At 42.6% G+C, this 14,671-nt stretch carries 10 protein-coding genes; 8 read left to right on the plus strand and 2 right to left on the minus strand.

All coding sequences use genetic code 11. From position 1 onward, the window contains the following. Window positions 1–250: 250 nt before the first annotated feature. From IGJ28_RS03040 to IGJ28_RS03070, 7 genes are all read left to right on the plus strand, one after another. On the plus strand, window positions 251–1,969 hold the full coding sequence (locus IGJ28_RS03040) for a hypothetical protein (protein ID WP_438845130.1): 1,719 nt from the start codon (window positions 251–253) through the stop codon (window positions 1,967–1,969). Window positions 1,970–2,190: 221 nt separating this feature from the next. Then, window positions 2,191–2,631, plus strand: a complete 441-nt coding sequence (locus IGJ28_RS03045) for a MarR family winged helix-turn-helix transcriptional regulator (RefSeq protein WP_438845131.1) — start codon at window positions 2,191–2,193, stop codon at window positions 2,629–2,631. Next, window positions 2,628–4,343: an ABC transporter ATP-binding protein gene (locus tag IGJ28_RS03050; RefSeq protein ID WP_252712070.1), complete on the plus strand. Its 1,716-nt coding sequence runs from the start codon at window positions 2,628–2,630 to the stop codon at window positions 4,341–4,343. Before IGJ28_RS03045 ends, IGJ28_RS03050 begins: the two co-directional genes overlap by 4 nt. After that, window positions 4,336–6,105, plus strand: a complete 1,770-nt coding sequence (locus IGJ28_RS03055) for an ABC transporter ATP-binding protein (RefSeq protein WP_287036358.1) — start codon at window positions 4,336–4,338, stop codon at window positions 6,103–6,105. The genes IGJ28_RS03050 and IGJ28_RS03055 overlap by 8 nt, the downstream gene beginning before the upstream one ends. Window positions 6,106–6,393: 288 nt before the next feature. Continuing rightward, the gene (locus IGJ28_RS03060; protein WP_060813651.1) at window positions 6,394–7,830 is read left to right on the plus strand and encodes a glycoside hydrolase family 1 protein; all 1,437 of its coding nucleotides are present in this window, start codon (window positions 6,394–6,396) and stop codon (window positions 7,828–7,830) included. 185 nt (window positions 7,831–8,015) lie between these two features. After that, a complete protein-coding gene (locus IGJ28_RS03065; protein ID WP_438845132.1) occupies window positions 8,016–10,478 on the plus strand; it encodes a heavy metal translocating P-type ATPase in 2,463 nt (820 codons plus the stop codon). A gap of 27 nt (window positions 10,479–10,505) precedes the next feature. After that, a complete protein-coding gene (locus tag IGJ28_RS03070; RefSeq protein ID WP_103300656.1) occupies window positions 10,506–10,706 on the plus strand; it encodes a heavy-metal-associated domain-containing protein in 201 nt (66 codons plus the stop codon). Window positions 10,707–10,863: 157 nt separating this feature from the next. Here IGJ28_RS03070 and IGJ28_RS03075 read toward each other — a convergent pair whose 3' ends face one another. Both IGJ28_RS03075 and celB read right to left on the minus strand, forming a co-directional pair. Then, window positions 10,864–11,580: a GntR family transcriptional regulator gene (locus tag IGJ28_RS03075; RefSeq protein ID WP_060813648.1), complete on the minus strand. Its 717-nt coding sequence runs from the start codon at window positions 11,578–11,580 to the stop codon at window positions 10,864–10,866. A 113-nt stretch (window positions 11,581–11,693) separates the two neighbouring features. Next, window positions 11,694–12,965, minus strand: coding sequence for a PTS cellobiose transporter subunit IIC (gene celB / locus IGJ28_RS03080; protein WP_103300655.1), 1,272 nt, complete (start codon window positions 12,963–12,965; stop codon window positions 11,694–11,696). A 157-nt stretch (window positions 12,966–13,122) separates the two neighbouring features. On the opposite strand from celB, the gene IGJ28_RS03085 reads away from it, so the two are divergent. Further along, the gene (locus tag IGJ28_RS03085) at window positions 13,123–14,511 is read left to right on the plus strand and encodes a glycoside hydrolase family 1 protein (RefSeq protein WP_103300654.1); all 1,389 of its coding nucleotides are present in this window, start codon (window positions 13,123–13,125) and stop codon (window positions 14,509–14,511) included. The last annotated feature ends 160 nt before the right edge of the window (window positions 14,512–14,671 follow it).

The following is a 14,671-nucleotide window of genomic DNA, read 5'->3' on the forward strand; positions in this document are numbered from 1 at the left end:
AAGTCGCAAACATTGGGTTTGCGACTTTTTTATTGCGTTGAAGCACTACATCACTACTCTTTCTAAAAAAATTATCATAAAAGGTTATTGAACCTGTCATTTTTCTGTGTGTAGTTGAATTTAACTCCCATTAGGGGACGCTTCATTAAATTTTTACAATGATACCCTTTTCAAAAAGGCTTATTTTTTACCTTATCCGACAATTCTGTTATTCTAAAAAATAAGAACTGTTTTGCAAGGAGGTCATTTAGTGAAAAAAACAGTTTTATTCAAGCCGACAGTTCTGCAATTGCTCGTTATTTTCTGTGTAAGTATGCTGCTATTGTTGCCGCAATTGTTCGGTCGTGGCTTGATTTTAGGTTCGGACGCCGTCTTTCATTTTAATCGTTTTTATGAGACGAGTCAGCAAATCAAAGAAGGAAACTATCAATACTTTCTTTCCATTTATGGTTTTCAGCAATCTGGTCGGATCGTCAATGCATTGTATGGACCATTTTTTGCCTATTTTCAAGGATTATTAGTTTTGATCAGTCGTTCTTGGTTCCAATACCAACTCTTATCAAATGGATTGCTGTACCTTTTGGCAGGAACATCAATGTACACGTTACTGCGAAAATTGAAAGTTTCGGGCTGGTTATCTGTAGGCATGGGCATCCTTTTTATGACCACGTATTCGATCCAATATTGGGTCGAACGACAAGGGTTTTCGGCTTGGGGAGCAGCAATATTGCCTTTTTGTTTCATTCCATTGATCGATATGACGCGCTTTCAACGGATCCGTCCGTTTGCTGTGGGCGTGTCAGTAGCTGCGCTGTTTCAAATCCATGTTTTTTCGAGTATTTTATTGGTTTTGATCTATATCCCTTTCTTTTTGCGCACTTTTTTGAAAAGCCAAGGTAAAAAGCGGCTCTTGCTTCATTTATTCGCCGCCATTGGAATTTTTCTGCTGTTGACTGCCAATATTTGGCTGGCAATGCTTGATCTTTATCAAAGCAATCAGTTACTGCCACCATTCGTCAATCACCACATGGAGCGAAATACGATTACGGGTACCAGCAGTTACTGGTGGACATCGCCCTACCTTTTCCCATTGGTCTGTGGGCTATTTTTTGCCGGAGCTTTAAAAAAATGGCAAGAGATCCCCAATGGATTGAAGCTGTTGACTGTCGTTGCCGGTATTTTTTTCCTGTTATCGTCTAACTATTTGCCATGGCAATGGTTATCTAGTCTCGAAAATCCATTGATTGAACTGATTCAATTTCCGTTTCGCTTTTTTGTTCCTGCGACAGTGCTGATTCTTGCAGGCTTGTGTCTTTTGCGGCCCTATTTAGCGGATAGCCGTCTGAATCGGCCGATTTGGCTGATTTTGCTTTTAGTTGTCAGTGTGGGCCAGATTATGTTTCAAACCAGTACCAAGATGAGTGAGTGGCAATACAGCGATTCCGCGGTGAAAATCAGAAACCACTCCTATCTGTTTGTTTCTGATCAGCAGACGCTGAAAGAGGCTTATTTCAGTCCAGACAAAGCGAAGGCACTGGTGCTGTTCCAACGGTCAACCCCCGATTATGTTCCCATCTATCGTGACACAAAGGAAAATAAATACGATGCTTACGGGGAACAAATCATCAAGCAGAATACGATAGTGCAAAAAGCGGTTGTTAATGGACAGTTGATTTTGCGCTGGCAAGGAGAAGATTCTAGCTGGAAGGCGTTGCCGGTCATCAATTACCAACGAACGACCTTACAGCTTAACGGACAGCCATTGAAGCGTTCTGACATCAAAGTGAGTACGATAGGGGCAGTGACTGTTAAGCAACAGACAGGGCTCAACGAGCTGATCGTGGATTATGATGCGCCGTGGTATTTTGACTGGGGACTGTGGTTGACAATGGCTGCATGGGTCTTATTGGCTCTCGGTTTTCTTTGGAAAAAACGGCAGCTGTTTGCTGCAGTTAGACGCCAAAAATGATCAAGAGAACGGTTGTCGACGGCTTTTTTGTAGACAGCAATGAATGATTAACGGACTTAAACGAAAAAGAAGCAGCTGTGGTGTGCAACACTTTAGCTGCTTCTTTTTCGCTTAAGATTTTTTAAGTAAAAAAATTTTTAGGAAATTAGTTGCGTGCGCAACTAATTATCTTTATACTGAACCTACTGTATTTACCTTACTGCATGTAAAGGAGAAAAATTATGGAGTCAATCATTCGTTCAATCAACCACATTGCCCGTTTAGCCGCATTGTACCGGGAAAGGGAACTAAAAAAATATGGGTTAGGTCCCATGCATCATACGTACATTTTAAATGTCTGTCGTAACCCTGGGATCAGTCAAGAAGCTTTAGGTCAGTTGATTTTTGTCAATAAAAGCAATGTTGCTCGCCAATTAGCAGTCTTAGAAGAAAAAGGGTATGTTCGTCGGCAAACGAGCAGTTTGGATGGGCGGCGACAGCTTATTTATCCAACTGAAAAAGCCTTGGCGATGCAACCTATCCTCCAACAATTGTTGAAGCAGTGGAACGAACAAGTCTTAGAAGGGTTTTCTGAAGCAGAACAGCAAAAATTGCTGGCAGATTTGCAACTAGTAAAAGAAAACTCACAGCGTGCTTTAAAGAAAGAAGATGAGGTTCAGTGAAGTTACTAAAAAAATATTTGCACCCGTATATTGGGCGTATGTCTCTCGGGGTCAGTATCAAGTTTTTTGGGTCTTTGATGGATCTGCTGTTGCCATGGATCTTAGCCTATATCATTGATGCAATCATTCCTACAAAAAATGTTTCCGCCATTTTCTTGTGGGGTGGTGTGATGCTGCTGTGTTCTGTGATTGCTGTTGTAACCAATATTCTTGCCAATCGGATGGCTTCCAGTGTTGCCAGAGACGCTACTGGCAACATACGTCATGATCTTTTTGCCAAAGTGGCCTATTTATCGATTCCGCAGATCGAACAAGTCGGTATCCCTTCGCTGGTTTCGCGGTTGACTACGGATACTTACAATATTCATCAAACGGTAGGCATGATCCAACGACTTGGCATTCGGGCGCCGATCCTCTTATTAGGAGGAGTGTTGATCACAGCAACCTTAGATCCGGTGCTGACACTCGTATTAGTTGGAGTTTTACCATTCACATTAGTTGCCGCCGTTATTATTTCTAAGCGAGGGATTCCTTTGTTTGCCCAATTGCAAAAGCGAGTAGACACGCTAGTTCGCACCGTCCGGGAAAATGTGACGGGTGCTCGTGTGATCAAAGCATTATCGAAAGCAGACTATGAAAAACAACGATTTCAGCGAGTCAATCAGTCAGTCGTTGCGGCAGAAACAAGGGCGAATCGGACGATGGCTGCCACACCACCTTTAATGGATTTTTTTCTGAATGCGGGATTGACATTGGTGATTTTAGTGAGTGCTTATCGGGTGAATGCCGGGTTGACGCAGCCAGGGGTGATTATTGCTTTTCTCACCTACTTTACGATTATTCTCAATGCGATGTTAAGCATCACGCGAATTTTCGTGATCGTCTCAAAAGGTTTGGCTTCCGCAGACCGTATTCAAGCTGTACTGCGCCTGCCGCAGGATATGAAGGTCGTTCCCCTTCCGGCAAGAGACGAAGAAGCACACATTGTATTTGACCACGTTTCTTTTACTTATCCTGATGGTACGTCCGTTCTGAAGGAAATCGATTTTTCTCTAGTCAAGGGGCAGACGTTAGGAATCATCGGAGCTACCGGCAGTGGTAAATCAACGATTGTACGCTTACTGCTGCGTTTATACGATCCGACCAATGGACAGATCCGCATCAATGGCCGTGATATCCGCTCACTGGATCCCGAAGAGCTGCACCAATATTTTGGCATTGTTTTGCAAAAAGACATCCTTTTTGCTGATACGATCGAAGAAAATATTGATTTTGGGCGCCGCTTTTCAAAAGAACAAATCGAAGAAGCTGCCGCTAGGGCACAAGCAAAGGAATTTATCCAGCAATTGCCACAACAACTGGCCTATGAACTTCATGCGAAAGGAAGCAATCTAAGCGGTGGTCAAAAGCAACGAGTCCTCCTATCCCGTGCATTAGCTGGTGAACCACAAATTTTAGTCTTGGATGATTCAGCCAGTGCATTGGATTATCAGACAGACGCCAAACTACGCCAAGTACTTAAACAACAATTTGCGGACACAACGACGATTTTGATTGCACAACGAATCAGTTCGATCCAGCATGCAGATAAGATTCTTGTGTTGGAAAATGGCCGCATGAGTGGATTCGGCGATCATGCCACATTACTGGCGACGAATACCATCTATCAGGAAATCTATCATGGACAGACAGGAGGGAAAATCAATGCCTAGCAAGACAGTCGCCGAAAAACCAAAAGAGACGAAAAAAACTGTGAAGCGTCTCTGGCACTATTTGTATGAAACGAAATGGCTTCTTCTATTATCAGCAGTTTTAATGATGGCTAGCAATCTGTTTTCCTTAGTAGGTCCACTGCTTTCCGGTTATGCCATCGATGCGATTCAGCCAGGACTAGGAAAAGTCATTTTTCACCGGGTCTTCTTTTATTGCGGATGGATGATTGTTTTTTATCTTTGTTCAGCGGTGTTAAGTTATCTGATCTCATTATTGATGATCCGTCTGAGTCAACGTGTCGTCCAGTCCATGCGCAAAGCGATTTTCGACAAAATTTCTGAATTGCCGATCGGCTACTTTGATCGTGTCCAAACAGGCGATATCATTAGTCGAATCAGTTATGATGTCGATACGATCAATACATCATTAGCTAGTGATGCCATCCAAGTGCTGAGTAGCTTAGTCACCATTATTGGTTCGTTTATTATGATGTTGCTGATCTCTCCAGTGCTCGTTTTGATTTTTGTAGTGACAGTGCCTGCCTCGGTTCTATTGACTCGTTATTTAATGAAGAAATTTCAGCCATTATTTCGGCGTCGTTCGCGAAAGCTAGGGGAATTGAACGGATTTGTAGAAGAAATTCTTTCGGGTCAGCAAACGATTAAGATCTATAACCAAGAAGAACCGATCATTGAACGATTTGATGAAAAAAATCAGGCCGCAGTTTCCTCTTATTACAATGCAGAATATTATGGCAGCATGACGGGACCGTCCATCAACTTTATCAACAATGTTTCGTTGTCACTGATCAGTGTCTTTGGCGCACTGCTATTTTTATTCGGTCGTCTCTCTTTAGGAAGCGTCTCCTCCTTCGTGTTGTACTCTCGTAAATTTTCTGGACCGATCAATGAGCTGGCCAATATCTTTAGCGATTTGCAATCCGCATTGGCAGCAGCAGAACGGATCTTTCGCTTGTTGGATGAAGAACCGGAAGTCTCCGATGTTCCTGATGCCTATGAGTTTACAGAAGTAACCGGGCGTATCCAATTGGATCATGTCTCCTTTGGGTATCAAAAGGATCGCATGATCATTAAGGACCTATCGCTGGACGTTGCCCCAGGCAGTTTAGTCGCTATCGTTGGTCCAACCGGGGCAGGTAAGACCACGATCGTGAATCTCTTGATGCGTTTTTATGATCCGGATCAAGGAGTGATTCGTTTAGATGGACAGGACATCAAAAAAGCGACGCGCAGCAGCTTGCGCAAAAGCTATGCGATGGTGCTGCAGGATACTTGGTTATTTACTGGAACTGTCTTTGAAAACCTGGCTTACGGTAAAGCATCCGCGACTCTTGCTGAGGTAGAGGCAGCGGCTAAAGCAGCCCATGTCCATGAGTTCATTCAACAATTGCCAAAAGGGTATGACACACTGATCACAGAAGATGGTGGCGGGATTTCGCAAGGACAAAAGCAGCTTTTGACCATTGCTCGTGCGATGCTTTTGGATGCGGATCTCTTGATTTTAGATGAAGCCACATCAAATGTCGATACCCAGACCGAGGGGTTGATCCAAACGGCAATGACTGAGCTGATGAAAGGCAAAACGTCCTTTGTGATCGCTCATCGTCTCTCCACTATCCGTCACGCAGATGTGATTTTAGTGGTCCAAAACGGTAATATCGTCGAACAAGGGACTCATGATGAATTATTAGCTAGAGCAGGTGCGTATGCAGCCCTTTACCAAGCACAGTTTGATGAATAAACGACGAATAGCTAGGATCTATGAAGTAGCAGCTTAACAACTGGACTAGAGATCTAAGCATAGTAGCAGAACAATCGGTATTGCATCTAGTTGCAACGAAGATTTATTGAATCTCAGAATTACACAATGACTAGGATAGGCAGTTTGTTGCAGGCCTCTCGTCACAGCTGCTTCTTTTTCAAGCAAGCAGTTACAAAATTATGCAGCGTTTCCATGACAAACCGCTTTTTTATCGGTATACTTAGAAAGGAAACATTCTGAATTATCGAAAGAAAGAAGGGAACCTGTGTGTTTCATAAACAATTAAAAGATTTCCCCAAAGATTTCTTATGGGGCTCTGCGTCTGCAGCGTACCAAGTCGAAGGGGCTTGGCAAGAAGATGGGAAAGGCGCATCAGTATGGGATGATTTTGTGCGCATTCCTGGAAAAACATTTAAAGGAACGAATGGGGATGTCGCAGTCGATCATTACCATCGATTCAAAGAAGATGTGGCATTGATGAAAGAACAAGGGTTGAAAACCTACCGCTTTTCTGTCGCTTGGACACGGATTTTTCCAGAGGGCCGAGGAGAAGTCAATCAAGCAGGGCTAGATTTCTATTTGGCTTTGATCGATGAATTGCTTGCAGCAGGAATTGAACCAATGGTTACGCTCTATCATTGGGACTTGCCTAAAGCGTTGCAAGAAGCTTACGGTGGTTGGGAATCTCGCCAAATCATTGAAGACTTTACAAATTATGCTGCGACACTTTTCGAAGCATTTCGCGGCAAAGTCAAATACTGGGTCAGTCTGAATGAACAAAATGTGTTTACCTCATTAGGTTATTTATTGGCTGCTCATCCGCCAGGTGTCACTGATCCAAAGCGGATGTATGAAGTGAATCACATTGCCAACTTAGCCAATGCTTCTGTAATCAATACATTTCATGAGATGGAGATTCCGGGTAAAATCGGACCTAGTTTTGCTTACACGCCAAACTACCCGATCGACAGTGATCCCAAAAATATTTTGGCAGCAGAAAATGCGGAAGATTTGATGGCGCATTATTGGATGGATGTCTACCTATGGGGCGAATATCCGATCGCAGCAATGAACTTCTTGAAAGAACAGGGGATCGCGCCAACGATTGAGCCAGGAGATATGGAACTGTTGCGTTCGGCAAAACCGGATTTCTTAGGGATTAATTATTACCAAACTGCCACTAACGCAGCAAATCCGTTAGATGGGGTAGGCGCTGGTAAAATGAATACAACTGGAGAAAAAGGCAGTTCAGAAGAAACAGGAACACCTGGTATGTTCAAAAAAGTCGAAAATCCATTTGTTGATCGTACCAATTGGGATTGGGAAATTGATCCTCAAGGGTTGCGAGTGGCGTTACGCCGTATCACTAGCCGCTATCGGATCCCAGTGATGATCACTGAAAATGGACTTGGCGAATATGACAAGTTGACAGACGATCATCAGATTCATGATCAATACCGCATCGATTATCTGTCAAGCCATGTTCATGCAATCAAAGAAGCAATCAGTGATGGTGCAGAGGTGCTAGGTTACTGTACTTGGTCATTTACTGATTTATTAAGCTGGTTGAATGGCTACCAAAAACGTTATGGTTTCGTTTATATCGATCAAGACGAAAATCAAGACGGTAGTTTGACCCGTTATAAAAAAGACAGCTTCTATTGGTATCAAGAAGTGATCAAGACCAATGGACAAAATAGTTAATTCATAGCAAAATAAAAAGTACGTTTCTAAAAAAGAAGCGTACTTTTTTTGTAGAATGAAAATCGTTGACAAATGTAAACGGTGGAGGTAAAGTAGAAGAGTAGAGATTACAGTTGTAATCAAAAGGTAGCCTCTTTCGCTTATTTGAGGAACCCAGTACGATATTTCATTAAGGAGGAATAAAAATGGCTGAAGGAAACTATGCAATCGAAGGAATGACCTGTGCCTCTTGTGCTCAGACGGTCGAGAAGGCCGTCAGCAAAGTCACAGGTATCGAAGAAGCCTCCGTCAATTTGGCGACGGAAAAACTTCACGTTCGCTACGATGAAACTCAGGTAGATGAACAACTCTTAGCAAAAACAGTAGCCGATGCCGGCTACTCTCTTATAGGAAATCAGCAGCAAGCAACATTCCAGATTGAAGGGATGACCTGTGCTTCTTGTGCCCAGACGGTTGAAAAAGCCGTGAACAAACTTGCAGGTGTTCAAGCGGCTACTGTCAATTTAGCCACGGAAAAATTGACAGTTCGTTACGACAAGCAGCAACTTAATACAGCTACCATTGAAGAGGCAGTAGCTAAAGCAGGATATCAAGCTTTTGGCGAAAAAACTGCGGAGCCGCAATCGGCAAAGAAAGACCCAATTCAAAAGTTATGGCAACGATTTTGGTTGTCTGCCATTTTTACCGTGCCATTATTTTATTTAGCAATGGGCGAAATGATCGGTCTGCCGCTCCCTTCCTTTTTGAACCCTATGACACAGCCTGTAGCATTTGTTAGTACACAATTGTTCCTTGTGCTCCCTGTCATGATTTTTGGCGGTGCTTTTTTTAGCAATGGCTTCAAAGCGTTGTTCAAAGGGCATCCTAATATGGACTCTCTGGTGGCGTTAGGAACCAGTGCGGCTTTTTTATATAGTTTGTATGGAACGGTCATGGTTTATTTAGGAGAGACGCATTTCGCGATGCATTTATACTATGAATCAGCTGCGGTGATCCTCACATTAATTACACTAGGCAAATACCTTGAATCCGTATCAAAAGGCAAGACCTCTGAAGCTATCAAGAAATTATTGGATTTAGCACCAAAAACTGCTCGGATCTTAAAAAATGATTCAGAAATGGAAGTGCCAGTCGAGCAAGTCGTGGCTGGCGATATTGTGATTGTTCGTCCCGGTGAAAAAATTCCTGTGGACGGACAACTGATAGTAGGACATTCAGCAGTGGATGAGTCAATGATCACTGGAGAGAGCCTTCCGGTGGAGAAACAACCTGGTGATTCAGTTGTTGGAGCGAGTATCAATAAAACGGGTACGTTTCGCTATCAGGCGACAAAAGTTGGCAAGGATACCACTCTGGCACAGATCATCCAGCTAGTGGAAGATGCCCAAGGTTCGAAAGCCCCAATTGCACGATTAGCTGACAAAGTTTCGGGTGTTTTTGTTCCGATCGTGATTGGCTTAGCGTTACTAGCAGGACTGGCATGGTTTTTCTTCGGACAAGAGTCGTGGATCTTTGCACTGACGATCACTATTTCGGTATTAGTCATTGCCTGCCCCTGTGCCTTAGGATTAGCAACACCAACGGCAATCATGGTGGGAACTGGGAAAGGCGCCGAGAATGGTGTATTGATCAAAAGCGGTGATGCATTAGAAACGACTCGCAACATCACAACGATCGTTTTTGACAAAACCGGGACGATCACAGAAGGGAAACCAGTTGTGACAGATCTTTTACCTTATGGCGAACATACGAAAGAAACGGTCTTGCAGCTAGCAGCTTCTGCAGAAGATGGATCGGAGCATCCACTGGGAGAAGCTATCGTAGCCGCTGCCAAACAACAGAAATTAACATTTTCTTCAGTTAGTCATTTCCAAGCCGTCCCTGGTCATGGAATCACGGGAAGATTGGATGGAAAAGACGTGCTGTTAGGAAACAAAAAGTTGATGGATCAAAAACAAATAGATGTCTCATCTGTAATTGCATCTGCCGAAGGCTTAGCAAACCAAGGGAAAACACCAATGTATGTTGCCATGGACGGCGCATTGATTGGGTTGATTGCTGTGGCCGATACGGTGAAAACAAGCAGCGCACAAGCCATTGAACGTCTGCATCAAATGGGCATCAAAGTGGCGATGATCACAGGGGATAATTCGCGAACAGCACAAGCCATTGCTGATCAAGTAGGTATCGATGAAGTCATTAGTGATGTGTTGCCAGAAGATAAGGCGGCTAAAGTGGCAGAACTGCAGCAAACTGGACAAAAAGTTGCCATGGTAGGTGACGGAATCAATGATGCACCAGCTTTAGCCAAAGCAGACGTCGGTATCGCCATTGGCTCAGGAACGGATGTCGCCATTGAATCTGCAGATATCGTGTTGATGCGTAGTGACTTGCTGGATGTTCCGACTGCAGTGGAATTGAGTCGAGCAACCATCAAGAATATCAAAGAAAATCTTTTCTGGGCATTTGCTTATAATGTTTTGGGAATCCCTGTTGCCATGGGATTACTGCATCTTTTTGGCGGACCGCTTTTGAATCCGATGATTGCAGGGGCAGCCATGAGTTTTAGTTCAGTTTCCGTCTTATTGAATGCGCTACGTTTAAAACGGTTCACTCCAGTCAGTAAACGAGCAGCAAGAAACCAATAACAAAATAGAGAAGAAAGAAGGATCATTATGAAAAAAACATATCAAGTCGACGGCATGAAATGCGAAGGCTGTGCAAAAACGGTACGAGAAACACTTGCTCAAGTAGTCGGTGTTACCGAAGTTACAGTTGATTTGAACAAGAAAACTGCGACCGTCACAGGCGATGCCTCAGATCAAACGGTGACAGCTGCTTTAAAAGATACGCCTTATCGTTTACTTACTATCTGATAAACATCGAGAGGAGAGCAAGTAAAGCAATGGATCAAAAATAAAAACAGTCAAAGCGAGCAGTGAACAAGACTAATACACCCAAAAACCGAAAAATCTCTTCTCTATATTTTGGTTGTTCTTTTGTCTAGTTTTACTGCGCCGCTTTGGCTGTTTATTATCGTTGAACGTCTAAATAGGAATATACCCGCGTATCATAACGGTTGCGACTGCGGGAGTATTCGATCGGTGAGCCATTTTTTTGGTAAACGATTTGTTGAATTTCTAATACTGGATCGGTTGGATCGCAAGCCAGATATTTCTGATCATATAACGAGCTTTTATCCGCAGAAATCGTCCGATAAGCACCGACAAATTGAATGCCTAGTTCTTCTTTTACATACTGATAGATAGAAGTTTCCAAGTGAGAACGTTTTAGATTAGGAACTAAATGGACCGGCATGTACGTATGCTCCAGAATAAATGGTTTGCCTTCTAAAATTCGCAGACGAATGATCTTATAGACGGGTTGTTCTTCTGTCAGCATCAGTTTTTCTTGGATCTCCTTGTTCGGAAAAGCCACTTGAAAATCAATGACTTCACTAGTCAATGGCCGATTTGCTTTGCGCATTTCAGTGGATAAGCCGACATATTCCGTTAATGTTGTCGTATCTCGATCCACGAAAGGATGATTCAAAATCTTAGTTCCAGCTCCTCGCTGAGAATAGACAAGTCCTTCCATAGAGAGAATCCCGATCGCTTTTTTGATGGTCATGCGGCTCACTTGGAACTCTTCAACGAGATCTATTTGATTAGGTAATAAACTATCTGGAGGATAGGTTTTATTTCTGATTCTTGTTCTTAAAATATTGGCAATTTCTTGATATTTTGGCATCTCCTCACCTCGCAAAGAGTATAGCTGAAAAAAGCGATTTCGACAATCCGAATCGGCAGCCTTTTTTTAAAATAAAAGACTGACAGGTTGATTGACCTGCCAGTCTTTTTGTTTTAACTGATTGAAGCTTCTTGTTGACGATCCAAAATACGCAAGAATGGATACCAGATCACACCAACAAGTACTACATCAATGACTTGTAGCAAGCCACCTAACCAAGAGTTGGTTGCTAACACACCGCTAGCGATCACTGGCACGGTCCAAGGTACGGACACACCAGTTGGTGCTGGAACTAGACCAGCTGCCATCACAAGGTAATTGAAAGTTGTCACCACTAGGGGTGCTACTACCCAAGGAATCAAAATCGTTGCATTCAGTACGATCGGCATTCCGAAAATAGCAGGTTCATTTACATTGAAGATACCAGGAGCAAGAGCCAAACGACCAACATCGCGGTATTGTTTTTTCTTTAGGACAAAAGCCATCAAAATCACAACAGCTAGCGTCATTCCAGAACCCCCTAAACCAACCGTGAAAGTTTCCATGAATGGTTTCGTCACGATATGGGGTAAAGCTTCGCCATTTTGATAGGCTTCTAAATTATCCAACATCAATGTGTTCCAGATAGGATCCATGACAGAGTTGACAATGATTTGCCCATGAAGACCAAAGAACCATAAGAACTGAACCAAGAACAGTGCCAATAGTGTAGCAGGTAAGCTGCTGCCAAGACCTGTTAACGGTTTTTGAATCAATTCATAGATTACATCATGAAGGTTCGCATGGAAGACGCCGGTCATGATCGCATTGATCATCAAAAAGATGGTTAGCGTAACGATCGCTGGAATCAAAGCAGCAAATGACTTCGTTACTGCAGGTGGCACCCCATCAGGCATTTTGATTTGCCAACCGCGTTTTGTGACGCGACAATAAATCTCAGCAGCTAAGAAGGCAGCGATCATTCCGATGAACATACCTTTGGCACCTAAGCGATCAAGAGATAGCACGCCAGTAATAGTTTCACCTGATTCTGTAGTCATGAAAAATGGTGTTAGAATCAAAAAGCTTGCAAAAGATACAGCGCCTCCAAAGATCCCTTCAACATCATAAGACTTAGACAAATAATAGCCGATACCAAAAGTAACAAAAACTGTCATGATGCTCATTGTTGCATTTTGTCCATTACCGAACAGGGTACTTAGAGTGCCTTTCGTTGCATCATTGAAAAAAGGCAGATTGTTGATAACCACTACGATTGAACCAAACATCGTAATGGGAAAAGAAAGCATGAACGCATCTCGTAATACAGTGAGGTAGCGGTTTTGCCCTAACGCATTGGCTAGCGGCAAGATTTTTTCAGATATTTTATCCATAAAACCGTTCATTAAAAATCACTCCTAACAACTTTTTGCAATCGATTACAATTCATAATGTATCATGTTTTATTTTAAATGTCTATACATTATCCAATAAAAAGATTGATTTTTGGTAGTGCTTCCTTTATGATTACAGTATCAAGCATGAATAGGGAGTGTAAAAAAGATGACGTATCAATTTCCAGAAGGATTCTGGTGGGGTTCTGCTGCCAGCGGTCCTCAGACAGAAGGAACTTTTCCAGGAGACAAAAAAGGACCCAGTATTTGGGATTACTGGTATGAGCAAGAACCAGAAAAATTCTTTGACCGTGTAGGCCCCGAAAAAACATCCCAAGTCTATAAGCGGTATAAAGAAGATATTCAACTGATGAAAGAAACAGGACACAATACATTTCGGACATCGATCCAGTGGAGTCGCTTGATTCCAGCAGGAACTGGCGAAGTTAATCAAGAAGCTGTGGCTTTTTATCATGATTATTTCGATGAATTGATTGCAAATGGGATTGAACCTTTCGTCAACTTGTATCATTTTGATATGCCGATGGCCTTGCAGGAAAAAGGCGGTTGGTTAAGTCGTGAGACAGTTGAGGCTTACGTCGTTTTTGCCAAAACTTGTTTTGAATTGTTTGGTACAAAAGTCAAAAAATGGTTCACTCATAATGAACCAATCGTTCCGATAGAAGGTGGCTATCTCTATCAGTTCCACTATCCAAACGAAATCAACATGAAGCATGCTGTTCAAGCCGGCTTCCATGAAACCTTAGCGAGCGCGAAAGCAATCAAGGAATATCATGCGCTAGAATTGGGTGGAGAGATAGGGATTATCTTGAATCTGACACCTAGCTATCCGAGAGATGAAGCAAACCCGGAGGATGTTAAAGCAGCCCAAATCGCCGATGCCTTCTTCAACCGTTCCTTTTTGGATCCAGCAGTTAAAGGGACATTTCCTGAAGAATTAGTCACGATCATCAAAGAATTAGACATGATACCGGAACATGAAGCAGAAGATTTAGTGATCATCCAAGAAAACACGATTGACTTATTAGGCATCAATTACTATCAGCCTCGTCGTATTATGGCAAAAGAAACACCGATCGACCACACGAATGGTCCATTACCAGATGATTATTTTGATAATTATGATAAACCTGACAAAAAAATGAACCCTTATCGTGGATGGGAGATCTATGAAAAAGGGATTTATGATATCTTGACCAATACCCGTGAGAATTATGGCAATATCAAATGCTACATTTCTGAAAATGGCATGGGCGTTGAAGGGGAAGAACGTTTTGTCAACGATGAAGGGATCATTGAGGACGATTATCGAATCGAATTCGTTAAAGAACACTTGAAGTATGTTCATCAAGCGATCCAAGAGGGTACCAACTGTGTTGGCTACCATATGTGGACATGTATGGATAACTGGTCTTGGACGAACGCATATAAAAATCGTTATGGCTTCATCTCAGTTGACTTGAATCATGATGCCAAGCGCACAATTAAAAAATCTGGTCGCTGGTACAAAGAGGTTTCTGACAATAACGGCTTTTGATTCAAAACACAGTGAAGATTGCTTCACTGTGTTTTTTTATTGTCAAAAAATGGTGCTGTCTATAGCAAAAGAATAGGACTGTATAATCCATGCTCAGTTTTATAACTAAAAAGACTAGACTTATAAATGTAAGCGTGGTATTCTATAGAGGAAATCGGTT

This window comes from Enterococcus sp. AZ091 (assembly GCF_051714805.1).
GTDB classification, from domain to species: Bacteria; Bacillota; Bacilli; order Lactobacillales; family Enterococcaceae; genus Enterococcus_D; species Enterococcus_D gallinarum.

Excerpts from the sequence above, each read along its gene's own strand:
- IGJ28_RS03045 (WP_438845131.1), top strand. The coding sequence starts at position 2,191 with ATGGAGTCAATCATTCGTTCAATCAACCACATTGCCCGTTTAGCCGCA.
- IGJ28_RS03055 (WP_287036358.1), top strand. The coding sequence starts at position 4,336 with ATGCCTAGCAAGACAGTCGCCGAAAAACCAAAAGAGACGAAAAAAACT.
- IGJ28_RS03065 (WP_438845132.1), top strand. The coding sequence starts at position 8,016 with ATGGCTGAAGGAAACTATGCAATCGAAGGAATGACCTGTGCCTCTTGT.
- IGJ28_RS03070 (WP_103300656.1), top strand. The coding sequence starts at position 10,506 with ATGAAAAAAACATATCAAGTCGACGGCATGAAATGCGAAGGCTGTGCA.
- IGJ28_RS03075 (WP_060813648.1), bottom strand. The coding sequence starts at position 11,580 with ATGCCAAAATATCAAGAAATTGCCAATATTTTAAGAACAAGAATCAGA.
- celB (WP_103300655.1), bottom strand. The coding sequence starts at position 12,965 with ATGAACGGTTTTATGGATAAAATATCTGAAAAAATCTTGCCGCTAGCC.
- IGJ28_RS03085 (WP_103300654.1), top strand. The coding sequence starts at position 13,123 with ATGACGTATCAATTTCCAGAAGGATTCTGGTGGGGTTCTGCTGCCAGC.